Raw genomic sequence first — 26,480 nt, 5'->3', positions numbered from 1 at the left:
AATGAAATTATAAATCGTCCCTTAGATTTATTTTTTCGTTAAGATATTCATTCTTAAAGTCGCAATTAAATGAAAACCTTTACATTCAACTTTGGCGTTTGTTTTAAAACTAATAATTAATGCGACAATAGACGGTAGTTGTTTTTAATTACCCTTCATGAGGAAAAAGATGCTCTTTACGGGCGAAAACGGGATTCTTTATCACACTTACTTTAATGAACATCCCCACCACTTGTAACAATGAAAAAATAAACGATCCAACAATAAAATAAATGTTCGTTTATTAAAAAAGTAATTTTCTTTCAATTATTATTATTCATTTCAATACAAATATGTACTGTATTTATATCATTGTGTCCGCAATTTGAGAAAAAATGGGCTAAAAAATTTCTAAATAGTAGAAAAAAGCTCGTTGTGGGAAAAAATGTTCTATTATAAGAGACTTTATTTATTCCTGATGGTTGTGGCATCTGCAATCAGGAATAAAAATCATAAGCAGCAAATAGGATAATCAATAAGTTGGCTCTTGGTTTGAGTAGGCATAATTATCAATGCTACAATTCATCAGTATAATAATTTAACTCAGTATCGCCACTTTAATGGATATTTATAACATTTTCACCTCAAAAATACCTCGCACGATAGAAGATTTCGATCCACGTAATAAGAAGCTGATCACTTTTTTAAATCCACATTCCTATACACTTGCATTTAAAAGAGCCGAATTGTTTGAGGACTTTGATTTTATAGCACCCGATGGAATATTGATTGTGCATGTTCTTAATTTATTTAAGGCCGTTACATTTAAGATAAAAAGATTTTCTTGTGACATGACATCTGTAGTTCCCTATGTTTTTAATATTGCTATAGCGGATAATTTAAGTGTGTTTTTCTTAGGAACTGACGAAAGCGGGATTGAAGGGTCTGTTAACGTTTTCAGAAACAATTTCCCTGCGCTGAATATTGCTGGATTCAGAAAGGGTTATTTTAGCAGTAAAGTTGATCGGGATGAAGCTATAGATCACATTGTAAAATTAAACCCTGATATGATTTTTGTAGGAATGGGAACAATTTTGCAGGAAAGTATGGTACTGGATTTAAGAAAGGCCGGTTATGATGGTGCAGTTTATACCTGCGGTGGATTTTTACACCAATCAAAACTCGAAATTAATTTTTACCCGCAATTTATTGATAAATTAAATTTAAGGTTTTTTTATAGGATGTTTAGAGAGAAAGGCTTTTTGAAAAGATCAATAAAAACATACCCTATGTTTTGCTATTTAATTTTAACACAATTGTTTAATGTAGAAAAACAATCAGACGAGGTTTATATTAACGACGATTTAAAAATTGCTGCGGCGCGAAAGAACATAAAAGTAGTTTCAAAAAACGACGATTTGGCAAGTTTTGATAGTGATTTCTGTACTAACTCAAAATAAAGCAAGAGCGGGCTCTGGTAAAACGGTTTATTAATAAACCAACAAATACCGGATGAGTAGCTCCAACATAATTTGCTTTAACTAACTGGATTTAAAGATGTTTTAACAACAGGCTTGAATTCTGAAGAGTAAGATTCACTCTTTTTTTTTTTGAAAACGAGTTTAACGCCGTTTTTCCAAAATTTTTCTAATGTGATAGTACTAAAGAAGTTAATCAAAGTAAGCAATATACCAAACTTTTTATTATCCATATTATAAATCTGTTACTCCAATACACCTGTATACGGATTGCTCACGATAAGGTTTATGTTTACGTTATATTTAATTTAGGTTTATTAGCAGTAGAAATACAATATATTATAAAAGCCTGAATATAAGCAATTAAACCACTCCTTTTATAGGCAATAACTTTATTGCCAACGGTAATTAACGGATAGTTTCTCTACCAAAAAAATCAAGTCGACACCCTATAATATTTAAGCTATTTGAACTTTTATATAGATTAAGCTGCGTTAATAATGCGATTTATTTTATACAGTCGGGACTTGGCTTTCCGGGCTATATTTATTGAAGAAAAATGTAAATAGTAAAAAGATTGGAAATGTTGAATGTGAAACCGGCGCCCAATCTGTAAAACCATAAATAATATAAGTCATGATCAATGATATTTGAGTTAATGACAATATGGTATTAATATTTTGAGACAAATTGATCTTGGCTTTCCTAAACCCTGAGATTATAAAAATAATCCATAATGAAAAGCCCACTATGCCGGTTTCTGCAAGGATAATTAAGTGTGTATTATGGATAGGATTTGACGTTAAAAAGTCATTATGGACAATCCTGCTCAAACCTGGGGATCTGTTTACAAATTCCAGATGACTATTTATACCGACACCAATTATGGGCGAAGTATGAAAAATTTCTAAACCCATTGTCCAGTGATCCAGGCGTGCCTGATACATATCATCGGCATCGGTTTTAAGAAAGGTAGCGCTGAACGGCGAAAGAAACACCAGCCAATATAAAACCAACAAAGCTGGTACCATCCCCAAAAAAAAACTTTTTAATGAGAGCAGAGGTTTATTGGCATTTTTGTATATATAAAACATGGCAAATAGTATTACTACCAATGTGATATATGACGTTCTGGAATAGGTAAGAATAATTGTTATAGCCGTTAATATTAGGGTTAACAGACTGATTTTTTTTTCGAAACCATTTAAATAACTGGCAAAAAAGAAACCTGATGCTATTACTGAGAATAACCCAAGATTAGCAGGAGTTACAAAAATGCCGATCGCTCCGGCTCTGGTACCATTCCTGGTAGCCCATATATCTCCGCCTGCCTGAAAAATTGTAGTAACAAAAGTAACACCCAATACGGGATACAAAATAGCCAACACAAAATTAAGGATGCAAAGGATCAAAAAACTTGTAAAAATTCCTCGAAGAATTTGAAGCGGATTGAGACTGTTGTAAACCAGGCGAAAGTAAAAAATGTATGAAAACATAGCCACTGCAAAAGCTACGGTTCCCCATCTTGCTACGTTAAAGGGATTTATAAAAGAAATAACAATTAAAATCCCCACCCATAGTATCCATCGCTCATTTTTATATATGTAAAATACGTTTTTATTTTTCTGTATCAGCAACAAAATAACCGAAGCAATTAATGGCAGCATCAGGAATATTTTACCTGTAAAAGATCCAATACCATCGGTTGACACGTATTGCGGCGTAAACAAAGGAAAAGACATCTGGAAAGGAATGCAGGTAACAATAAAACTAAAAAAAAGATGCGACGTATCTTTTTGTTTAATTAAAAGTGTTGAGTACCAAATTAAATAAACAATAACGAGGGCAAAAAAAATTAAAATTTTTAAAAGCATAGTTAAGGAAACAGCAGGATATTATTTAAACGCTTTCTTTTAAGAAGCTTTCCTGTTAACCCATGGTATAATCTTTTATTCGTCAAAAAGTTTTGCTTTTTTTGCTTTCTTTTAAACAACGAGTAATTCACAATCTGCTTAAGCCCGAAAGGGAGCTGCTTTCGCACCTCCCCTTTTTCAATCTGGAATGTTATATTTAATTTGCAAGGTTATTAATTAATTGCGCAAATGTAGGTTGAAGCCAATAAATAGAAATTACACCAGATAACATATTGCGACCTTTGTTATTCATGATTTTTGGGACCACTTTACCATTATTTGCACTTACAATTTTCACCACATAATCCATAGTTCGGTTTTTTCCCGATGTTGTGTTAATGCCCTGGTTACCAGAAATGATCAATCCTGATGAATTGCCGCTAATAATTATACCAGCGGCCGGTTTGTTAATTGCACCAACATTGCTGATGGTATTATTACTGACGTTACCGGAACTGCCCAACAGATTAATAGCATCTGCCAAAGTTCCAGTAATAATATTTGCGTTACCTTGTATTTGCGAATAATTATTAAACAAAACCCCATTGCCCATCATTGCAGAACTTATGGTGTTACTATTAACCACTACGTTTATAAGTCCTGTTGTTTTAGCAGCATCAGAAATATTAATGGCCGGGGCGGTTAAAAAATTTACACCACTTATGTTTTCGTAAGTGTTTTTGATAGCATTGCCTGTTATGCTCACGTTTATCATCCCCCAACAGTCAATTTGCCCTTGATATATTTTATTATTATAAATTTTATGATGGCCGCTTAATGAATCAGCAATCCCATTTTTATATCCGCCATAGAAAAACCCCATGCTAACTGCCCGCCGATAGCGTACTTTTGAACCTCCACGCTCAACCGGGCCATAGCCATCAGTAAAATTAAAAGTGTTATTGTATACAGAAACATTTAACACACTTTCATTAACGCCATGTCTTTCAATATCCACGCCAGCCACCAGGTAACCATCGCCATGTACGTTATTATTATAAAATGCAGCCCCATTTACTGCGCAAAACATGGCTCCTTCACGATAAATATTAAAAAATTCCGAATCATGAATACTTACGTTGGCAACCGTCCTTAAATTTAACTTTGTTTCAAAACAATCGCCAAATAATAAGCCATCCCCCCTGAAGTTTTGAAACTTGCAGTTTTTAACTTCAATATTTTTACCATTGTTTATACTTAACGCGTGGCAAAACTGGTAAGATGCATCATATTTTTGCAGTGCGAGATTGCCATTAAAATCTATACCCTGTATTACCAGGTTACCAACAAATGGGGTACCTGTATATTCCTGGTAAAAAATAGAATTAGGGTTGTATCTTCCACCTGTTAATTTTATATGGCAAGTTGCTGGTCCGTTACCAATCATCCCCACACCATCAACGAGTTTAATGATACCTCCGCCATTTCCTGTTTCACCTATCATGTATTCGCCATCGGGGAAATAAATATTGGCTATATTATGTGATTTTGCGTAAATAAGGGCATTTCTAATCGCCTTGGTATCGTCTGTTATGCCATTTCCCTTTGCCCCCTGATCTTTTACATTGATAACAGCTAAAGATGCAACAGCCAGGCTGTTTGCATTGGTACTTATTGCCACCATGTTTTCAGGCTGCGAAGGCGTAAGCTGATCTTCTTTTTTACATGAGCAAATAAAAAAAATCGCAATAATTAGTAAAAACTGTTTCATTAGGGAGGGTTAAATCAATACGTCCCTGTTTACGCCAATTAGATATTTTTGTTACAAACAATTAATATATTTTCATGTTATGAAACCCCCGCTATTTTTCAACCTGTAAATTGAAGTGGATACTACTTTTTTTGGAGATCCCGTTTTGATCACAGGAAATTTAAAAGTCAAATGAACATTACCTCTTTAAGTAATGTCTGCAAAAAAATAAAAGTAAAAAATAAAATTTTTAAGAGCTCGTTTTATTATTGCGATAATTTAAGTAGCTAATAGCCTAAGCCATCATTATATAGCAATATTATTTAAGCTGGTTATATAATTTAATTGGTAGTAATACTGTGAAATTACACCTTTAAGGGCATTCTTCGCAGTGTTATTAACTATTTGGGGTGGCACGGCGCCGTTATTGGAGCTACCTATTTTAACAACATAATCTGTGGTGCGGTTGATGCCGCTTGTTGTATTCACAGCTATATTTGACGCCACATACAGGCCAGAAGAATTACCATTGATAAGAATGCCGGATGCAGGTGTAGCAACTGTGCCTGCATTTGTGATGTTATTGCCGTAAAAGCAACCGCTTGTTCCTAAAATATTTATGCCATCAAGTGGTGTGCCTGTAATTGTATTTGCATTAGCCGTAACTTTTGAGTAGTTGTAAAACGATATACCATTACCCATAGCCGAGGTAATGATATTATTATCAACATTTACATTAATTAACCCTTTGGTTGCACCTGGGTCTGCCACGTTGATAGATGGGACAGTTGTAAAGTTAACACCTGCAATGTTTTCGTACGCATTGGTTATGGTATTGCCAGATATACTTACGTTAATTATTCTGAAACAATCAATTTGTCCCTGGCAAATTTTATTATTGTAAATTTTATGGTGACCGCTCAATGAATCGGCGGTGGCGTTGGCGTAACCATTATAAAAAAAACCCATGGTTACCGCCCGGCGATACCGAACCTTTGGACCTCCGCGCTCAACAGGGCCATACCCATCAGTAAAGTTAAATGTGTTATTGTATACAGAAACATTTAGCACACTTTCATTTATACTGTGTCTTTCAATATCGACACCACCTACCAGGTAGCCATCTCCATGTATATTATTATTATAAAACGAAGCTCCGTTTACGCAGCAAAACATAATACCTTCTCGGTAAATGTTAAAAAATTCACTATCATGCACATTCACATTAGTAACTATCCTGACATTCAAGGTTGGTTCAAAGGTGTCGCCAAATAATAGCCCGTCGCCTCTCCAGCCTTGAAATTTGCAATTTTTAACTTCGATATTTTTGCCGTTGTTAATTTTAAATGCGTGACAAAACTGGTATGCGGCGTCATATCTCTGGTTAGCAATATTACCATCAAAATCAATTCCTTGCACCACTAGGTTGCCGACAGAAGGACTACCGATATAGTCCTGGTAAAAAACAGGATTGGGGTTATACCTGCCGCCAGTTAACTTGATATGACACGTTGCAACTCCCGTACCCATCATACCTACGCCATCGACCAGCTTGATTGTGCCACCACCATCACCTGTTTCGCCAATCATGTATGTGCCATCTGGAAAATAGATATTGGCAATCCCATTGGCTTTTGCATACAGCAGGGCACTTCTGATGGCTTTTGTGTCGTCGGTTATTCCGTCGCCTTTTGCGCCCTGAGTTTTTACGCTAACATAAGTTGTGGACGTTGAAAAACTTTGTGTACTGTTAACCGGAGTTAAACTGTTTGATGTTGGGGGGTTTAAAATTACACTTTCCTTTTTGCATCCAAAATTTATGAAAATAGCAGCGATTACTAAAATCTTCTTCATTAGGGTGTATTTTAATCAATATGCCCCTTTGTACGTTATCGTAATTAATTTGTTACAAACAATTAATTAAGTTATCTGTTACAAAATTTTTATTCTGGAAATTTTGTAACAGAATTATACATTTTATTTTGCAAGGAAAGCAAAATAAAATGTGTAATATGTAAAGTAGTATTTACTTAAAAAAATACCGCCTCAATAAAAGAGAATTAGGACTCCCTGATTTTTTCAGAGCGTGAAAACGATCTCAATTAACCGTTAAATTGTCAATATCTTGTACGTAGTTTTGCTGATAGTAATATTCGCTAACAACTCCCTTCAGCATTTTTTTCCCCCTATTGCCAATTATTCGGGGTGGCACTTGCCCGTTATTTGCGCTCGCTATTTTTACTACATAGTCCATAGTCTGATTACTACCTGCTTGGCTGTTTGTTGCTTGATTAGTCGACACGAATAAACCGGACGAATTTCCGTTAATCAAAATTCCCGAACACGGTGTTGCTGCTGTTCCTGCATCAGTTATCAGGTTGCCATAAAAGCAACCACTGGTACCAAGCACGTTGATTCCATCTGCAGGTGTTCCGGTTATTGTATTTTTATTTGCGGTAACCTTTGAATAGTTTTTGAAAGCTATTCCATTGCCCATGGCAGAGTTAATGACGTTATTATCTGCATATACATTTACAAGACCGCTAATTGTTGTATTATCTGATATTTTAATTGCCGGCGCTGTTAAAAAACTAACTCCTGCTATATTTTCATAGCTATTGTTAAAACTATTGCCGGATATGCTTACATTAATGATGTTCCAGCAATCAATTTGCCCCTGGTAAATTTTGTTATTGTAGATTTTATGATGTCCACTTAAAGAATCAGCTATTCCGTTATTGTAGCCGTTATAAAAGAAACCCATGGTTACTGCCCGGCGATACCTCACTTTGGGGCCGCCACGCTCAACGGGGCCATAGCCATCGCCAAAATTAAATACATTATTATAAACTGAAACGTTTAATACAGCTTCATTAACACTATGCCTTTCAATGTCCACACCGCCTACAAGGTAGCCATCGCCATGAACGTTATTATTGTAAAATGAGGAACCGTTAACGCAACAAAACATCGTGCCTTCACGGTATATATTAAAAAATTCACAATCATGTACCTTTATGCCTGTTACAATTCTGGCATTCAGGCTTGGTTCAAAGACATCGCCGAAAAGCAAGCCATCCCCCCTGAAACTCTGAAATTTGCAATTTTTCACTTCAATGTTTTTGCCGTTGTTTATACTTAATGCAGTACAAAACTGGTAGTCGGCATCAAAAGTTTGACTGGCCAAATTTCCGTTGAAATCAATACCCTGTATCACCAGGTTACTAATAGATGGGGTGCCTACATAATATTGATAAAATAACGGATTGGGATTGTGCCTTCCGCCGGTAAGTTTAATATGGCAGGTTGCCACCCCTGTACCTATCATCCCAACCCCATCAACCAATTGAATTATGCCGCCTCCGTTTCCTGTGGCGCCTACCATATAACTTCCATCGGGGAAGTAAATATTGGGGATACCGTTGGCTTTCGCAAACACCAGGGAATTTTTAATGGCTTCGGTATCGTCTGTTACGCCATCACCTTTTGCCCCATGATCTTTAACATTTACAGAGGAAGATGCCGCCGCTGAAATAGATGAATTAATTGTTAATGAATTGCTAAATGACTCTGATTGAAAAGCTTTGGAAGAAGTGGCCTCCTTTTTGCATGAGAATAAACATAATGATGCTACAAAAACCAATAGTTTCGTCATAAGCGGGGGTTTAAATTTAATTAGTAAATAAAACAATTAAATAAATAGAATTAAAATGTAAAAATTAGAAAACATTTTAAACAATAGGTTGTTCTAACGAAAAAAAACATGAAATATTACAAGAATCTTCTTGAATTAAGAGCTTATTGTAATTAATAAATAACAATGGCTTTAGAAATATTGTCCACCACATCCGATCTTAACGAATATGGTGGCGCCCAAAAAGTCCTTTTAGATCTGCACAATGGAATAAAAGGTAAATACAATTGTAAGATATTAGGTTTTACACCTTTTGAACAATTACATCCTAAATACAGAATTCAAAAATGCGAATATGTAAAATTTACTAACCCATTTTATTTAAATAATAAAGTACTTATTGTTCACGCCAGGAACATCATGGCGTTAATTATGGTAATTAAATGGGTTTTCTTTTTAAATACCAGGATCATATATGTAGCACATAATGTGTATAGCACGCATAGCCGGTTTTCATTTTTCCCAAATGACATCGTATCTATTTCAAAAAAGGTTACCGAAAATCTACTCGGTTATTTTAATTTAAAAAATCGAAAGATAACCCTGATTTATAATGGCATTATGGATGAGGATACGAATCAAGAGGTGTCTTCATTTAAAAAAAGCAGGAAAATAAAAATATTATATTCAGCAAGAGTAATTGATGTTAAAAGGCAGTTGATGATTGTTGATTGTTTAAAAGGCAAATTGCACGAGGATATTGAAATTTTGTTTGCCGGCAAAGGCCCGGATTATACACAATTAGAAGAAAAATGCAACAACACCACAAACTTTAAAGCCCTCGGTTTTGTTGAGAACGTGAATAATTTGGTGAAGGAAGTTGATTTTTTAATGCTTTTTTCTACCCAGGAAGGCCTGCCAATATCTTTAATTGAAGGTATTATGCTTGGAAAACCGTTACTGGTTAATGATGTAGGCGGAAATTTAGAAATAGGTGTACCCGGCTTAAATTGTATTGAACTAACTGAAAACTGGGATACTTTGGCCAGTCAGATAAATAGTATAGTTAATTTATCACAACTGGATTATCAGCAAATGAGCAGAAACAGCAGACAGCATTACGAAAAAATGTTTACCTATGATGTCATGATTGAAAACTATACACGGCTCATTAACTCTTTATAACACTATCATTCGATGCCATTTTAAAAAGCCGAAAACAACGAATGATATTAACCCCACAATTGACTCAGCTACGGATAGAATGAAGATTGCTTATAATACACTTACGACAAAAATTTCAGGTTTATTTCAAAGTTCGCTATTTAAAAACAGTAGTTGGGGCATCATATCACAAATGTCGCAAACGTTGTTTCTGAGCTTATTTTTTGTGATCCTGGCCCGAAAGTACCCTACAGCAATTTTTGCTAAATACATTGTTGCCAATGCCATTTATCAATTGGTTACGGCCTTTTCAACCATGGGTTTAAGCCAATGGTTTATAAGGGAATTTATTCATACCGAGGATAAAGAAACCCTGATAAGCAAGTTTATAAAAATGCAGATCTATTTTGGAATGGCATTTTACGTTGTCAACTTTGGGTTGGCATTTTTAATATACGATGATCAATTTACCCGTATTCTGATTATCTTATTAGGTGTTAACGTGATATTTGACAACCTTATAAATGGCATAAAATCATTAAACATTGCCAATTTTGAGCAAAAGAAAACCTTTATAATCCTGACTATCGAGTCAATACTGAAATTTGTTGCCGCTTGCCTGCTTTTTGTTTACCCTTTATCTATTATAACTTTATCTGTTATTTTAATTGGTATCCGGTTTTTAACGCTTAATTTATTTCTATCCTTTGGCTCATCTAATCTTGTAACTGCAAAAACACTTTGGCGATGTAAGGTTACTTATCTTGATATGAAAATGTTAGTGATTCTTAACTGGGCATTTGTAATAATAGGAGGAGTATCAATCATCAATTGGCGAATGTGCAACATCATAATTTCAAAAGTATTAACAGCTTTTGATGTTGCGAACTATGAAATATCTTTCAAGATTTTCTCCATCGCCCAAATATTGCCTGTGGTTATTTCAACCTCAGTTTTTCCGCTGTTAGTAAAGCATTATTCAAAGCCAGATAAGGCAGATTTCTTTACGTTTTACAAAAAAATGCATGTTTATTACCTTTTATTTGGTTGGCTGGCCTATACATTCATATACTCTTTTTCAGATAAATTAATTCCTATAGCTTTTGGCAATACCTACCTAAGTAACCCCTATTATACACGGCAAATGTTTTTAACCATATTGGTTTTTCCAACAGCATTATTGCAGGCCAACATTTTAATTGCCATGAAAATGGAAAAACAAGATATGTTATTTAACATTATAGCATTGGTGGTTAACCTCACCATGTGCGTTGTGGGGTTCTTGTACATTAAATCATTAAGTGTTGTAAATTATTCGATTTTCGCGTCCTTCCTGATTTTTCATATCTCGCAGGATATTTTGTTACTAAGGCGTAAAATGGTGACGATACGGTCAGTAATGCAATATTATGTTATTACTATCATTTTCGTCTCGGCTTACATTTTCTTCAGCAGATTAATTAACCCCTACCTGCTTTTTTCAGTAACCTGGATCATTACACTGCTAATAGCATTTGGCGGTAAAAAAATACAAATGGATTTCACCTCGAGAAAAGCGGCATTACGCAACAATATCACGGGTATATAGCCGGATTTAATCAGGGGGACTGAACGCAAAATTTTTCCGGATCTTTGTTATGTCCGGGCCAGTTTCTTATTGTTTGCAAACCCAAAGAGAGCTGCGCTCTTGATATAGTCTATTTGTTTTACAGGCTTTTTATAGCTAAACAACCACCAGAATCCATATCTTAAACAAAAGTTATAAAAGAATATCGGTAATACGATGCCAGATACCCAAATCACCAATATCAAAGCGGGTACATAGGTAATGTGAAGAAGACTCAAACAAATAATGCGCATTACTGTCATTACAATTATTTGTGCGCAGTAAATATAAAGCGAATGGTAACCTACGATCCTAAGAAAGGACAGGATATTTAGTTTTTGCAAGAAGAAAGAACAATTAATAGAGAGCGCGCAACCAATAGCAGCTTGTAAAAAGAATAAATAGGGCTTATTTATCTCTATGTTTCTGATACCTAAATCAGAAGCCTGAAGGTTTGTTGGGGTACAGTAATATTGTATAACAACGAACGATATCAGCAGTGGAACAAAAAACCTCCACGACGTATAAATTTCAATTTTTCTGCTATCTAACATCACTTTTGACAACAAATCGCCCAAAGCAAAAAAAAGATAGTATTCAAAAATGTCTGTAAATAATCCCGCTTTTAAACTATACATCAACGGGAACAATGAATATAAAAGTGCACCAATGGCGACCTGTGCAAGAGCCGGAACTTTAAGTTTAACATGTAAGAAAGCATAAATTACGCCTATACAATATAGTGCATTCAAATACCAGAAAATCCCTGTACGTCTCGGGTTGATAATTAAATTGAAATAATCTACCGGCGTAAAACCATTATGGGTAAAATGGTTCATAATAATCTGTAAAGTAACCTGGATAACGCCCCAAACAAATAATGGCCATAATATATTGTTGCTTCGGTTACCTATGTAGGTGGCCAAGCCCTTTTTACTTAAACTTTTAGCAATAAGCAAGCCCGAGATGATGAAAAATAAGGGCATCCTGAAGCCATATAAGAAGACACCTATGTAATTAAAAAAAGGATACTTGTCTAATGCCAAACCATGTTCTTTCAAAGTTTCGTAACAATGACCATAACCAACCAGTATTATACTAATGCCTTTGTCATAATCAATCCATTTCCATCGTTTTTCCTGGCGTATAAATGCAGCGTTAAAGGGATCCATCAATAATTAATTTCTGTTTTTTAGGTGTAGTATCCTTCCAGCTCAATCGCCGTGCCATTAATTTCTAACATATCCTTAAGATCAATGAAAAACGTACAATGGTTGTACACTATTTAAGAAGAAAAACCAGGTAAACACAATGCTTTGGCTTAAAACACCAAACGGCATTGGGTTTGCATACAGTTTATAAATTTAACAAGTTTATGATGTGCCGGCTTTTAATGATTGATGACAACCCTATTGAACATTTTATTGTGCAAAGAATGCTTGATACCTATAAATTATTCCCAAATGCTGTGCACAGTTTAGATGGCAAGTCAACAATTCAATCGCTTAAAGAAAACATCAATCAATCTGATCAAATTCCCGACGTTATATTTTTAGATCTGAATATGCCGGAGTTTAGCGGGTGGGAATTTCTTAAACATTTTAACAACTTAATTCCTGGCTTTAACAAAGAAATAGAGGTTCATATAGTATCGTCTTCGATTGATCCGAGAGACATATTAAAATCAAAAAAATATTCATTCGTTAAATCATTTATAAGTAAACCGTTCAAAAAGCAGATGTTGGAAGATTTGTTTTTAAAGTGGTCCAATTAATCAACATTCGCACTTAACAATATAGCTCTGTTGGAGATATGGAATTAATTATCTTTATTTTGACCATACAACATTGTATGTTGAACTGCCAATAATATCAATACAGAACCGTTGTTTTGACCTATTTTTTTGACATAATAGCACTGGGCGAAAGAAATGATCTAATGGTTATCCCACGAGTGATGGGAGCATTAAACGTTGCAATTTTAAATCAAAATTTGAAGACTATGGTTGATGGAATCTTTTTTCCAAAATAAACCACCACTAAAGACATACCTTTGTTCCATAATTTGAATTATGAAAAGTGAGGAAAAAGATTCAGTTAACACCTTAGAAATAATCAATTCGCTAAAAAGTGAAAATGTTAGGCTAAGAAAAGAAATTCAGCACTTACAAAGTACTGAAAGTTCTGAAGCCAAACAACTTGCCTATCAGGAAAGTCAGATGCGTTTCCGGACTATTTTCGAACTTTCCAAATTGGGCAACAAAGTCATCACTTCAGATTTAAAAATCACGCAGATCAACCCTGCTATGGTCACCCTGCTGGGCTACGATCATAAAGAGGAGATCATTGGAACTCGGATACTGGACTATTCACCACAAGACCATCATGCCCATTGGGAATTACTCCAAGAACATTTATGGGAGAAATCGACCCCGTTCTTTAGTTTGGAAACCGTGCTCATCAAAAAGGATAAAACGTTGATTTGGGTAAATGTTACCTCTATTTTGTTTCCGGATCAGGGCCATAACTTAGGTTATACCATCATCCAGGATATTACAGAACAACATGCACTTAAATTACAGAAAGAGGAGTTTATAGCAATCGCCAGCCATGAATTAAAAACGCCTATAACCAGCCTTAAAGCGGTGTTACAATTGCTAAACCGAATGATCAAAAAGGAGGAAACAATTCCGGAAAAGATTGCTAACCTCGCTCACGAAGCACAACTTTATACCTCCAAACTAATCCATCTTGTCGAAGATCTGTTGAACGCGTCCAAGCTTGAACAGGGCCAATTATCTGTTAATAAGCGTAAATTTCCGCTCTCTGAGGTGATTGAAGGTTGCTGTAATCATTTGAGATTAGACAGAAAACACTACGTTACGCATAACGGTGATCTTTCGATCATAGTCAACGCAGACAGGCATAAGATTGACCAGATTCTGGTTAATTTTGTAAACAATGCAGTAAAATACGCGCCAGCTTCCGAAGAAATAGCAATTAAGTTAGAGCAATTATCTACCAGCGTAAAAATATCAGTTACTGATAAAGGAAAGGGAATACCATCCGAAGATCTGCCACATTTGTTTGAGCGTTATTACCAGGTAGGTAAAGGCGATAAACACAGCTCGGGCTTAGGTTTAGGGCTTTATATTTCTGCAGAGATCATTAAGAAACATCATGGAGAAATTGGCGTGGAAAGCAAAATTGGTGAAGGTTCTTCCTTTTGGTTCACTTTGCCGAACGAAGAGTCAATAGCCGTTAATTAATCAAACAAAATTCCATTCTATTGCTTGTATCAATGAGCAATCGTCCCCCTTCCCTGATTTCTTTAGTTGCGGAGTATAAGGAATATACTCGTATAATCCTATGGAAACCATCGAAAATCTTAATAAAGAAATTTTTGCCTTAAAAAAGGAAAATCAGCAATTAAAGTTTGCCGGAGAATTAGCTAATATCAGGAACGATAAACAGTTGGCTTTCCAGGTTTCCCAGCTTCGATTTCGTACCGTTTTTAAATCGTCACGGCTGGCTAATAAAATCATCGGGCCAGATCTTAAAATTTTGGAGGTTAATCCTGCCTTGCTAGCGCTGTTGGGTTATGACCGCGAAGAAGACATCTTGGGAACCAGGATACTTGATTATTCACCTATAGAATACCATCAGCATTGGAAATTGCTTCAAGAGAATCTATGGAAAAAATCTTCTCCATCGTTTACGTTGGAAACCTGCTTGCGAAGAAAGGACGGCAGCCTGATCTGGTGTAATGTAAATTCTATTCTTTTTGAGGATAATAGCAAAACTTTAGGGTTTACCATTATCGAAAATATCACAGTTAAACGGGAGATTAAGCTGGACAAAGATGAATTTATAAACGTTGCAAGCCATGAATTAAAAACACCATTGACCAGTTTGAAGGCCGTAATTCAGTTATTTAATAGAATCATACAAAAAAACGTGACCATTCCAGCCAAAGTGGTAGAACTGGCTCATGATGCGGAGCGCTATGTTGAAAAACTTAACCATTTGGTCGAAGACTTGTTGAACTCCACAAGAATGGGTGAAGGGCAATTAACGCTAAACAAAAAATCTTTATTGTTAAAGGACCTTATTGAAGGTTGTTGCAATCACGTTCGTTTAAACGGGATGTATCGAATTATTAACAAAGGTGACTTATCCTTAAACGTATTTGCAGATAAGTATAGAATAAACCAGGTATTAATGATTATGGTCAATAATGCGGTAAAGTATGCTCCAGATTCAATGCAAATCACCCTAAATGTTGAGGATATGGGGAATCGCGTAAAGGTTTCCGTTATCGATAAAGGGAAAGGTATTTCTCCAGAATGTGTTCCTTTTCTATTTGACCGGTATTACCGCGTCGACAAGAACCGCAATCAAGGCTCCGGCTTAGGTCTGGGTTTATACATATCCTCAGAGATTATCCGGAAACACGGCGGTGAAATCGGAGTAGATACAGAGGTCGAAAAGGGTGCCACATTTTGGTTTATTCTTCCGAAGGGCTTGTAATTCCTCTTATAATATTATGTTTTTTTTTATTGTGGCCTGTTGCTGATTAAAAATAAGCGGGTTGTCAGCCGCTTACCCACCGTGAGCTTTTAAAAAGCAATAGTTGCCACCGGAGTGAAAACGTATATTAATTGAGATATCTATTATAAAAAGACTTAAATAATCTTGAAAATGTTATTTAAGTTGAAAAATATAAATTGTTCCTGTACATCGCAGGAACAATTCAAAAGTTTAACAAGGCTATTGAAAAACTCAAAAACTATTGCGAGGACGAATTAAAAAACCAATATGCGGTAGAGATTATCGTCCTCCTGGAACATCCTCTCAAGCCGAACAAATTATTGCGGTGCCCCCCCTGATCAAAAAATTCCAGCTCTTATACGTATATTGGTCGGTGATCCCTCCGATAAAGCCTTCGTTGGTCTTTACCTCGTGGCGAATAAATAACCCATTGATTAACCGGCTTGTAACTCCAGGAAACCGATCAGATGTTCTTGCAGCAAATCGGTATTATAATCCGAATCCGTATCATGAACAGTAACGGATAACTCATCGTCTGTTACGATAATTGTCAGGGCAGGGCCTTCGATCACCTCTGGAAACAACACATTGATCACATCATACACATGCGCATAGTCAATCGCCAGATTGGAACCCAATTTTCCATTTATATAATCCGCGAATTCTGTCTTTAACAGGTCAAACAGCTTTTCAGCGCTGAGTGGTTTTACATTTTTGATAGTTGCCATAGGCCTACACTAGCGTTGGCAGGCGAATAAGTTTCATACGTTGGAAACTATTCTGGATATTTCTGAATTGTTGACCCTATCGTTCCGGAATATCTAAAATATCATTCCAAGACACTTTTATCATGCTAATATGAATCAATTAGTAAAACATATCACACAAATACCATGAACTTGGGTCATGGAATCACATGGTAAAGCCTTCTGTAATATCCAGTAGAAACCTGAAAACAAAACATTATATCGAAAAGTTTAATGAATTTATCACAATCCCGAAACGTAAACATAAGTCATTGTTTATCAACAATATAAAGCCTATCCAAGTCCGTTGACCAACGAACTTATGCTTATGACTCCACCTTATAAATTCAAGCAATATTGGTAATAGATCAATACTTTTTTCCGTCAACCTGTAAATAACCTTTTCCTTATGATCAGGGTCCGTACGTTTGGAAATTACCCCCTCCTGTTCCAGCATGGCAAGTCGGTCCATTGTCGTGGCAGACTTATGCGATCTTAATCCAACGGGAGGTTTAAAAGACGAATGATCGACAGCTGCCATTTGTTCAACTTTTTATCAAATTCAACTACCTTCAATTCATTAAGTGGTATTTTAATTTTTATCTGCGCCCCCCCTTTATTTTCTATGGAAAGTTGTCCCTTGAATTTTTCAACTCTCGATGCGATATTTCCAAGCCCCATACCGTGCCCGGCTTGTTTTACACCATCAGAGTGTATGCCCACGCCGTTATCATTAATGGCGAAATAAAGATTTTGCTCGTCAGTAAGCATTTTTAATTCTATAGTGCTTGCCTTTGAATGTTTAATGGCGTTGTGCACAACTTCTTTAACCAACAGATAAACGTTTCTGCGGCTTTGAATGCTAATTTTCACATCAGGAATATCATCAGGCACCTCCGACACAAAATCTATATCAGAGTGTTCAAATAGCTTATTAATTTGAACATAAGTATAGTAAATCAAATTTTCCAGATTATCATTACCCACATTAGTGCTCCAAATAACATCACGAATTTTTTCCGACAGCTCATTCACCATCTGTTTGATCTGATCTATCTCGGGGCTTCCATTTCCATTTTTACTGGCTTTATTGGCTAATGACTGAATGGCAAACACCCCTGATCCGATATCGTCATGCATCTCTGAGCTTATCCTTTGTCTTTCGGACGAGATCAACTGCTGCTGCGTCTCAAATGCCTTTTTCAATGAGAGTCTTTTACGAAGCATGATTACATAACCGTAGAAGACAAAGAGAACAAAGGCCATAAATAAAATTATTTTAAGGCCTGTTCCACGCCACCATGGCTCTTCTATTGTAAAATCATATTTTATCATGGCGTCCGCCATTCCCAGGCGGGGGTCAACTGCGGTGGCTTTTAATGTATACTCACCTGGCATTAATGACGAGAAATGAATAGTTCGTTCACCGGGCTCGGTCGTTAACCAGGTACTGTCTGTTTTGGTTACCAGGCAATATTTTATATAAATTTCCCTTGCTTTAGAATAAGCAGGGATACCAATATTAAATATTACATTATTTTCGGAGTAGGATAATTTGTGCCCGGCACTTGCTGTTGATACCTGATTATTTACCTTAACATATAATAAATAGTTCTTCAATTTTTTCTCACTTGCAGTTTTCACAAGCGGGAAGTTATCCAGTCCAGATGACGTAGCCAAATAGATTGTTTGTTTTACTCCGTCAATATCCAACACCTCTGATGCGCTACGGTCTGGAAACTCATAGTTATCAACTAATGCGTTTTTTTGTGTGTTAAATATTTGAAGTGGACCTGAACCTAATATCCATAAATTTTTATCGACAGGTTTGATCTTGAATATTGACTTTGAAGACAGGCCATTTTGGACGGAAATATGTTTTACATCGCTTTTTTCCACTACCAACATGCCGTTACTGATTGCTCCGATAAAAAGCCGGTGATCAATGTAAGATAGAGAGGCCGCGTAAACTTGCTCATTGTTAAATAAAAATGGCTTCATGCCCTTTTTATCAATTTTGAATAAGCTGTTTTTGAAAGCAACAAACAAAGAGGCCTGGTCTGGAAAATAGGCTATGGAGCGGCTTCGTAGCCTCAGGTAAAAATAGTTTTCAGTAGCGTCATATTTAAACACATGGCCAAATGCATTTATTATTTTGTTGTTCAACTGCTCTGATCGTTCTTGCGGTATCACAAACAAGCCGCTTGTTGATGCGATGTAAATAGCTTTTTCATCATAACAGAGCTGCTTAACAGTTTTAATAGCAGATAGCTCTGTGATCTTTTTAGTAGGGATATTAATTTTGTAGGTAGCAAGCGAAGATGCCACAATATACTCATCCCTGCCAATGGCAGCAAGGTAATTTATTGACCCAACGTTAGGCGCTACCTTTATCTTAAAACTTGTTTTTTTTGTAACCGGGTCATAAAGCAACAGGAAACCCTTTTGTGTGCCCAACAGTAAGTTGTCGTGATAGTTCTTCACGCTCACTATAAGATCATCACTATTCAGGTCTGGTATTCTTGTTTTGTTGGCTATATCCTTTTTGTATTGTATCAATAACCCATAGTATAAACTGCCAAACCAATTATTGCCTTCGTGATCGGTTGCAATGGCAGATATGTTTTGCCCTTTTATCTGCCCGCCATTTTTTAAGGAGTAACTACTGTAGTTTGTGTTTACAAACTGATCATCTGGCGTGATGGATAGGGTGTTTATAAAATTGTTAAACACAATTTGCGCGCACTGTTTTACGGTATCGTTTTGCAGCAGCAGCTTTTTAACAATACCTGTGGGGTTAACCATCATATATACGGTATCACGGTACGTATCCTTGGTGAGCAGGTAAACATTACTGCTAATTTCGTTATCGCCTTTATAAGTTAGCTTTTTTAAGCCTGCCGCTTCAGTATATGAATACCAGGCTTTGTCACCACGAACCAATACCTGCTTTTTTAATACTGCCAGGCTGGCTGTATAGGTATTACTATTGACGTATTTCCCCGTTAAGGTTTTAGTGTCCAACACAAAAAGGCCATGGTCTGATGTTGCCAGAAGCTCATTTTTAAATAAGGCCATTCGGGGGAAATTACGCTCTTTTGTATGATCATAGCCTTCTACCAGGGTAACCGTTTCACGATCAATATAAAAAATTTGCCCATTGAAATTATTGAACCAGATGCGGCCGTAATTGTCTTCCAAAAGATTGGTACAGCCTAACGAAATTTGCCGGGGATGACTGAAATGAACAAAGCTAACACCATCGTAACGGCTTACGCCGAAATCACTGGCTATCCATAAAAAACCATGCTTATCAACATGGAGGTCATATATCTCCTTAGTCGGAAACTCCAGTACTTGTTTTATTGGGACGTCCTGGGCTCTCAAGCCTGCCCCGGAAAAAAGAAAAAAAAGGATAAAATTGATCTTAATTAAAAATGACCTGTTCATTAAAAGTAAATGTAGTTTTTTAATTCTAAATATAAATATTGTGAATAGGACGCACGATAATTTAATGCAGAATGCGACAGGTGTAACCATCCCAAGTAGTTTGAAATTTCATATTTTTTACTTTGGCGCCTTTCATTTGAGAGTCATGCAGCTTTTTATAGTGAAACCTGCGCTTTCTAAATATGCTTTATCAACAAAAGCTCGGTAAAAATTTACGCATTGCAGAGTTGCTTTTAAAAATCACGTATCAGCATCTGCTTTCTTAAAAAAACATTTTTCAGTTTGCGCTTTAAAAGCACGGACCAACTTCACTATGCCAATAAAGGGATCACTGTCGGCGGGCCGGCAGAAATCATCATTATCCTGCTTTGATGATGTTTCCTATTGAACTGCAAATCTGACTACAACAATTACCAGCCTGGTTACTTTTTATTTAGAAATGGGGCTGATCTTTGCTCCCTAACTATTGAATTATATGGAAAACGGAATCAAAGGTAAAGTTGTTGCCATAACAGGCGCCAGCAGCGGAATCGGCAAAGCCACAGCATTTGCATTGGCAAAAAGCGGAGCAAAAGTCATCCTGGGAGCGCGAAATGAAACGCAGCTGGAAATTATTGTCCAGGATATTGTGGGCGATGGTGGAGAGGCCATAAGTGCAGCGATTGATGTTAGGGAAAAAGCCGATTTGGAAACATTGGTGCAGTTGGCTATTAAAAACTACGGCAAACTGGATGCTATCGTTAATAATGCGGGCGTCACACAGATCAATCGGATTGACGAGCTGGACATAGAAGGATGGGAAGACATGATCGACATCAACATCAAAGGCGTATTGTATGGCATGGCAGCAGCAATACCCATATTCAAACAGCAGCAATCGGGTCACATCATCAATATTATTTCCACTTCAGGCATAAAAATTGTTCCTACTCAGGGAGTATATGCGGGAACAAAAAATGCAATCCGTACTATTACAGAGACATTCAGGCAGGAGTCAGACGGTTCTATCCGGATTACCGGCATTTCTCCGGGGTATGTTAAAACAAATCTAATCAATAACGTTAAGAATGAGGAGATCAGAACTGCGGGGGCAAAGAACATGGAGAAATTAGGTATCAGCCCGGAGGCCATTGCAAATGCGGTCATCTACGCGTTAAGCCAACCCAAAGATGTAGAGGTGGGCGATATTGTCATCCGCCCAGCGGCACAAAATTAAATTAGACAAAAGATTATCGGAATGAAGGACAAATCAGACATCAAGCATTACAGCAGCATTTCGCAGTTAACACGAGAACTGGGACTTCCGGTACCAGCCCATCCCCTGGTTACGCTTGTTGACTATGCAAATGTTTCCAAAAGCCTGTTTGAAACTGAGTTTAAGGTTAGCCTTGATTTTTATAAAATATCCTTTAAAAATAGCTTTACCGGCCAGGTGAAGTACGGACAGGGACATTACGATTTTGATCAGGGAGGAATGGCTTTTCTCAAGCCAGGGCAACTGGTGATCGCGTCCACTGATAAAAGCAGCTATGAGGGGTTCGTGCTATATTTCCATCCTGATTTTATCCGAAACTATTCTTTAGGTACAGCCATAAATCAGTACGGGTTCTTTTCTTATGATGTGTCAGAGGCATTGTTTTTGTCTGCTGGTGAAAAAGAAACCATTACCCGTCTTTTTGGCCAGATAGGCGATGAACTGAAGAACAATATTGATCATTTCAGCCAGGACATCCTCATTTCGCATATTGAACTTTTACTCAACTACAGCAATCGTTTTTATAACCGCCAGTTCATCACCCGGAAGGCGGTCAATCACGAGGTGACTGTGTCTTTGGATAAGTTACTGAACCGGTATTTTGAAAACGGGCGGGGTCTGAAAGACGGCATCCCGTCCGTGCATTATATCAGTTCTGAACTGCACATCTCCCAGCGATATCTTAGTGACCTCTTACGTTCGCTCACCGGTCAAAATACACAGCAATATGTCCAGCATTATGTGATTGACATATCGAAAGATTTGCTGAGCGGATCTTCCCTTTCTGTAACAGAAATTGCGTACTATTTAGGGTTCGGACACCCGCAATCGTTTAGCAAGTTGTTCAAAATTAAAACAGACCTGACGCCACTGGCGTTCAGACAATCATTTAATTAGAATGTTGATCCTCTGATTTAAATGACACAATTCCAGGTCCTGGCAAAGGATCTCAATTAACTTTGGCTTCTTTACTTGAATATTTCCATTTCAGAATTTAACAAGATTATGGTTACTAACGATTTGATCAGGCAGCTTGATTTTATCAAAGAAATTGTCAAATTAAAATACATTCAGCGCAGGACCAAACTATTTGGGTGAGTTAGATAGACCATTTCTTGTTGATCAACTTCACATTAACCGAGCATATCTTTATAGTAATATCTTTATCTGTGCACCAGACGGCTCATTGCGCAAAAGACCATGGTAAAAGTAACCTATTCGCCAACTATTAAATAATGCAAGGTTCAAATTTCTACAAACTCAGACGATTGGTCCATCCCGGGAGAAATTTTTCCTTGCTTTTTCTTTGTCAGGTTTTGCATCATTGCTTCGGCCACTTCTATAAAAACCATCAGTTTTTCTTCGCTGATGCCGCTGTTCGCCATTTCATTCACTTCCCTAACTTTCTTTTCAATGTATGGTATTGTATTAAGGGCGTTTGGAGACAGCGAAATAAGATGCTGTCTCCTATCGGTCGGGTTAGTTTTCACCATAATTATTTCGCTTTCTTCCATCGAAAAAATGATATGAGCAACCCTCGACTTATCGATGTGCAATAGTTCGGCTAATTGATTTTGGGTGATCGGCTTTTTTTGTTTAGCCAATGTTAACAACACCTCAAAGTGATGATTCACTTTGAGGGAAGATAGTTCCCGGCTGAGGTTCCGGGTATAAAAGTAATTGATCAGCCTTAAGTTTTGCGATAGCAGTTCTGTATTCTTCATCATTTGCTACTTGTTATTTTGTTTTACCGATGCCTTGTATTCATTATGCTGAGCATGTGCTTCTGCAATATCATATTCCAGCTCAGGATCAATATTTTGTGCTTCTAGTTTCCGCGCCTTTTCCATCAGTTCTTCATGGTGTGCCTGCAAATAGGCAAGCTGTTTTTTTCCATAGGAGAAACGGGTAAACAAAACAAAAAGCACTGGCACAATAAATATGGAAATGGTTGATGAGGCTATCATCCCCCCTAAAACAGTTACACCTATAGTGTTGCGCGATTCGGCACCGGCTCCCGTGGCTAGCACCAGCGGCAATACGCCTAAAATGAAAGCGAGCGAGGTCATAATGATTGGTCGCAATCTTAGGCGCACAGCTTCCAATGTGGATTTTACCAGCTCTTCGCCCCTATCAACCCTGATCTTGGCAAACTCTACAATGAGGATGGCATTTTTTGCCGAAAGACCAATTAACGTGATAAGCCCTATCTGCGCGTAAACATTATTGGTGATAGTGGGCACCACTGTGAGCGCCAGGATAGCGCCAAAAGCGCTTATCGGCACAGCGAGCATCACCGAAAAAGGTACCGACCAGCTTTCATACAATGCCGCCAGGAACAGGAATACAAACATGATGGAGAACATGAAAATGTACACTGTAGTCGACCCCGCCTTTAATTCCTCATAACTCAGGCCCGAAAACTCGTAGGTGTATCCACGTGGTAATGATTTGGCAGCTAATTGCTTCAAAGCTTCAATTGCCTGGCCGCTGCTGTATCCTGGCGGTATGGAACCATCCACTTCGGCCGAGCGAAAGATATTAAAGTGAGTGATCAAAGGGGCAGCCACTATCGGCTTATAACTGATCACGGCGCTTAAAGGAAGCATTTGGCCGGCCGAGTTGCGTACATAATATTTATTCATATTGGATATGAGCGCCCGGTAAGCGGTATCTGCCTGCACAACCACGTGATAGGTTCTGTTGTATAAGGTGAAGTTATTGACAAATAAACTACCCATGTAGGCTTGCATGGTAGAGAAAACATCTGAGATATTGATGCCCAGCTTCTCGCATTTTTCCCTATCCACATTAAGCTGATAACTTGGTGTATGCGCCGAAAAATAGCTATAAGCCCCAGCCGTGGCGGGGGTAGCCTTTGCGGCCGCCACAAACTTTTTAACCACCTTTTCAAAAGTGTAGATATCATCTGTAGAGTTGCCCTGCTCAATTTGCATGCTGAAGCCGGCAGCCTGCCCAATACCCCTGATGGGTGGCGGCTGCGCAACCACTACGTTGGCATTTTTGATACCCGCCTTTGCAATTTTTTGTTTAATCACGTTCATCAGGCCCGGCACCCTGGTATCCGGCGTTGTGCGATCGTCCCAGGGCGTAAGCATGCAAAACATAGAACCGTTGTTGGAATTGGCGCCACCGTTCAGGATGTTGAAACCCGAGATAGCTGTATAATGCAGGATACCTGGTGTTGAAGCCACAATTTTCATGAGCTTGTTCATCACATTAACCGATTGAATGGTTGACGAAGCTTCGGGCAGCTGGTAGGTTACGTACAAACGACCACCATCCTCCGCCGGCACAAAGCCCGATGGTTTTACCATGAACAGTAAATAGGTCCCCACACAAATACAAACCAGCAGAACAACGATATACCGTGCGCCTTTGATGCTGCGATGTACGCCATTGGTATATTTGAATGTTATCTTTTCGAATACCTGGTTAAAGCCCCTGAAAAAACGATCGAGCCAGTTTGATTTATCAGTTACAGGCTTGGTAGGCTTTAATAATAAAGTACAAAGCGCCGGGGTTAATGATAAAGCTATAAATGCCGAAAGGATAACCGAAATAGCAATGGTGATGGCAAATTGCTGGTATAAACGCCCTACTATCCCCGGAATAAAACCAACCGGCACAAATACCGATGCCAGGATAAGCGCGATAGCGATAACCGGTGCCGAGATCTCCTTCATGGCATGATAGGTAGCCTCTTTGGGCGACATGTGCTGCTCATCGATGTAGTGCTGCACCGCCTCAACTACAATAATAGCATCATCTACCACTATACCTATCGCCAGCACAAAACCAAACATGGTTAAGGTGTTAACGGTAAAACCCAGGGGGATAAAAAAGATAAAAGTAGCCAATATGGATACCGGGATGGCCAATATAGGAATAAGCGTAGAGCGCCAGTTTTGGAGGAAGAGGAACACTACGATAGCTACTAAAATAAGTGCTTTAATTAAAGTACCTATCACCTCCTGCATCGATACCTTTATTATGGTTACCGATTCAAAAGGCACCACGTAATCAACATCCTTAGGGAACGATTTTTTTAATTTGGCTAAGGCAGCGTACACGTTTTCAGCGGTTTGTAGCGCATTGCTTCCCGGCGATTGGTAGATCTGAATGGTAGAAGCCCGGTTGCCATCCACAAAGGCATTACTTGAAAAAGTGAATTTACCTAGTTCAACCCTTGCCACATCTTTAAGGTGCACCAGCTGACTGGTGCCTGGGATGCTTTTCACAACTATGTTTTCATAGTCTTTTACCTTGTTGAGCATCCCATTAACCAAAATCCCGGTTTCATAAGTTTGTGAAGCATCCTGCGGGGGCGCGCCAACGGAACCCGCGGCAACATAAACGTTTTGCGCGTTTAAGGCAGCAGTTACATCGGCGGGGGTTAAACTATAGGATGCCATTTTATCGGGATTCATCCATATCCGCATACTAAAATTATCTGTCCGCGCACTTACATCGCCAACACCCGGAACACGAAGTATAGCGTCCTGGATAAACGTACTGGTGTAGTTATCCAAAAAGGTAATATTATGGCTATGCTTTGGCGAATAAATAGCCACCAGCATCAACTGATCGGGGTTACTGGCCCGCACGGTTAGCCCCAATTTACTTACCACAGATGGCAGCAAGGGCGCGGCGATACCTACACGGTTTTGAACGTTTAGCGCAGCGATGTGTACGTTGGTGCCTATTTTAAAAGTTACCCTGATGCCCATGCTCCCGCTGTTGGTACTGGTGCTGGTCATATACTCCATACCCGGTGTACCGTTTACCTGCTCCTCAATAGGTGTGGCTATATTTTGTTCCACGGTTTGGGCATCTGCACCGGTGTATGAGCCGTTTACCGATACGCTTGGCGGCGATATATTGGGGTACTGGTCAACCGCGAGATTAACAAGGCAAATTACCCCAGCTATCATCAGCACCAGCGATATCACAATGGCGGTAACGGGCCGTTTTATAAATGTATTTGAAATCAT

The 26,480-nt window shown here is 37.9% G+C and carries 18 protein-coding genes; 8 read left to right on the top strand and 10 right to left on the bottom strand.

Translation table 11 applies throughout. From position 1 onward, the window contains the following. The first annotated feature begins 725 nt into the window (after window positions 1-725). Window positions 726-1,439 carry a WecB/TagA/CpsF family glycosyltransferase gene (locus AC1D0K_RS06260; protein WP_477443606.1) on the top strand — a complete coding sequence of 238 codons (714 nt, stop codon included), beginning with the start codon at window positions 726-728 and terminating at the stop codon, window positions 1,437-1,439. Between the two features lie 530 nt (window positions 1,440-1,969). Here the strand turns inward: AC1D0K_RS06260 and AC1D0K_RS06255 are convergent. The 4 genes from AC1D0K_RS06255 to AC1D0K_RS06240 form a co-directional block, all read right to left on the bottom strand. Then, window positions 1,970-3,199 (bottom strand): O-antigen ligase family protein, encoded by a 1,230-nt coding sequence (locus AC1D0K_RS06255; protein WP_477443372.1) that lies wholly within the window; start codon window positions 3,197-3,199, stop codon window positions 1,970-1,972. A gap of 328 nt (window positions 3,200-3,527) precedes the next feature. Continuing rightward, window positions 3,528-5,081 (bottom strand): glycosyl hydrolase family 28-related protein, encoded by a 1,554-nt coding sequence (locus AC1D0K_RS06250; RefSeq protein WP_477443374.1) that lies wholly within the window; start codon window positions 5,079-5,081, stop codon window positions 3,528-3,530. A 285-nt stretch (window positions 5,082-5,366) separates the two neighbouring features. Then, on the bottom strand, window positions 5,367-6,914 hold the full coding sequence (locus AC1D0K_RS06245) for a glycosyl hydrolase family 28-related protein (protein ID WP_477399944.1): 1,548 nt from the start codon (window positions 6,912-6,914) through the stop codon (window positions 5,367-5,369). A gap of 244 nt (window positions 6,915-7,158) precedes the next feature. After that, entirely contained in the window at window positions 7,159-8,715 is a 1,557-nt protein-coding gene (locus AC1D0K_RS06240; RefSeq protein WP_477463020.1) for a glycosyl hydrolase family 28-related protein, read from the bottom strand. 165 nt (window positions 8,716-8,880) lie between these two features. Between AC1D0K_RS06240 and AC1D0K_RS06235 the strand changes: the two genes are divergently transcribed. Continuing rightward, window positions 8,881-9,879, top strand: a complete 999-nt coding sequence (locus AC1D0K_RS06235; protein WP_477393316.1) for a glycosyltransferase family 4 protein — start codon at window positions 8,881-8,883, stop codon at window positions 9,877-9,879. A 79-nt stretch (window positions 9,880-9,958) separates the two neighbouring features. Further along, entirely contained in the window at window positions 9,959-11,446 is a 1,488-nt protein-coding gene (locus AC1D0K_RS06230; protein ID WP_477393318.1) for an MATE family efflux transporter, read from the top strand. Between the two features lie 47 nt (window positions 11,447-11,493). Here AC1D0K_RS06230 and AC1D0K_RS06225 read toward each other — a convergent pair whose 3' ends face one another. Continuing rightward, complete coding sequence (locus tag AC1D0K_RS06225; protein WP_477393320.1) at window positions 11,494-12,636, bottom strand: acyltransferase family protein; 1,143 nt, start codon at window positions 12,634-12,636, stop codon at window positions 11,494-11,496. Between the two features lie 203 nt (window positions 12,637-12,839). Here AC1D0K_RS06225 and AC1D0K_RS06220 point away from each other — a divergent pair, with 203 nt between their 5' ends. The 3 genes from AC1D0K_RS06220 (at window position 12,840) to AC1D0K_RS06210 (ending at window position 15,993) form a co-directional block, all read left to right on the top strand. Further along, on the top strand, window positions 12,840-13,238 hold the full coding sequence (locus AC1D0K_RS06220; protein ID WP_295711868.1) for a response regulator: 399 nt from the start codon (window positions 12,840-12,842) through the stop codon (window positions 13,236-13,238). Between the two features lie 297 nt (window positions 13,239-13,535). Next, window positions 13,536-14,732, top strand: coding sequence for a PAS domain-containing sensor histidine kinase (locus tag AC1D0K_RS06215; protein WP_477393323.1), 1,197 nt, complete (start codon window positions 13,536-13,538; stop codon window positions 14,730-14,732). 100 nt (window positions 14,733-14,832) lie between these two features. Beyond that, the gene (locus AC1D0K_RS06210) at window positions 14,833-15,993 is read left to right on the top strand and encodes an ATP-binding protein (RefSeq protein ID WP_477393325.1); all 1,161 of its coding nucleotides are present in this window, start codon (window positions 14,833-14,835) and stop codon (window positions 15,991-15,993) included. A 455-nt stretch (window positions 15,994-16,448) separates the two neighbouring features. On the opposite strand, the gene AC1D0K_RS06205 is transcribed toward AC1D0K_RS06210, so the two are convergent. The 3 genes from AC1D0K_RS06205 to AC1D0K_RS06195 all read right to left on the bottom strand — a co-directional run bounded on the left by AC1D0K_RS06205 (window position 16,449) and on the right by AC1D0K_RS06195 (window position 20,210). Further along, entirely contained in the window at window positions 16,449-16,742 is a 294-nt protein-coding gene (locus AC1D0K_RS06205) for a hypothetical protein (RefSeq protein ID WP_477393327.1), read from the bottom strand. Between the two features lie 235 nt (window positions 16,743-16,977). Then, window positions 16,978-17,232 carry a winged helix-turn-helix transcriptional regulator gene (locus AC1D0K_RS06200; RefSeq protein WP_477463029.1) on the bottom strand — a complete coding sequence of 85 codons (255 nt, stop codon included), beginning with the start codon at window positions 17,230-17,232 and terminating at the stop codon, window positions 16,978-16,980. A 23-nt stretch (window positions 17,233-17,255) separates the two neighbouring features. Continuing rightward, window positions 17,256-20,210: a sensor histidine kinase gene (locus AC1D0K_RS06195; RefSeq protein ID WP_477442244.1), complete on the bottom strand. Its 2,955-nt coding sequence runs from the start codon at window positions 20,208-20,210 to the stop codon at window positions 17,256-17,258. Window positions 20,211-20,685: 475 nt separating this feature from the next. On the opposite strand from AC1D0K_RS06195, the gene AC1D0K_RS06190 reads away from it, so the two are divergent. Both AC1D0K_RS06190 and AC1D0K_RS06185 read left to right on the top strand, forming a co-directional pair. Continuing rightward, complete coding sequence (locus AC1D0K_RS06190; protein WP_477393333.1) at window positions 20,686-21,426, top strand: SDR family oxidoreductase; 741 nt, start codon at window positions 20,686-20,688, stop codon at window positions 21,424-21,426. Between the two features lie 21 nt (window positions 21,427-21,447). Further along, the gene (locus tag AC1D0K_RS06185) at window positions 21,448-22,362 is read left to right on the top strand and encodes a helix-turn-helix domain-containing protein (RefSeq protein WP_477393336.1); all 915 of its coding nucleotides are present in this window, start codon (window positions 21,448-21,450) and stop codon (window positions 22,360-22,362) included. A gap of 347 nt (window positions 22,363-22,709) precedes the next feature. Here AC1D0K_RS06185 and AC1D0K_RS06180 read toward each other — a convergent pair whose 3' ends face one another. Both AC1D0K_RS06180 and AC1D0K_RS06175 read right to left on the bottom strand, forming a co-directional pair. Then, window positions 22,710-23,192, bottom strand: a complete 483-nt coding sequence (locus AC1D0K_RS06180; protein ID WP_477393338.1) for a MarR family winged helix-turn-helix transcriptional regulator — start codon at window positions 23,190-23,192, stop codon at window positions 22,710-22,712. Window positions 23,193-23,195: 3 nt separating this feature from the next. Further along, window positions 23,196-26,480: an efflux RND transporter permease subunit gene (locus AC1D0K_RS06175; protein WP_477463019.1), complete on the bottom strand. Its 3,285-nt coding sequence runs from the start codon at window positions 26,478-26,480 to the stop codon at window positions 23,196-23,198.

The organism is Mucilaginibacter sp. P1_A3 (genome assembly GCF_056406855.1).
This window is presented reverse-complemented; position numbering and strand designations above follow the sequence as displayed.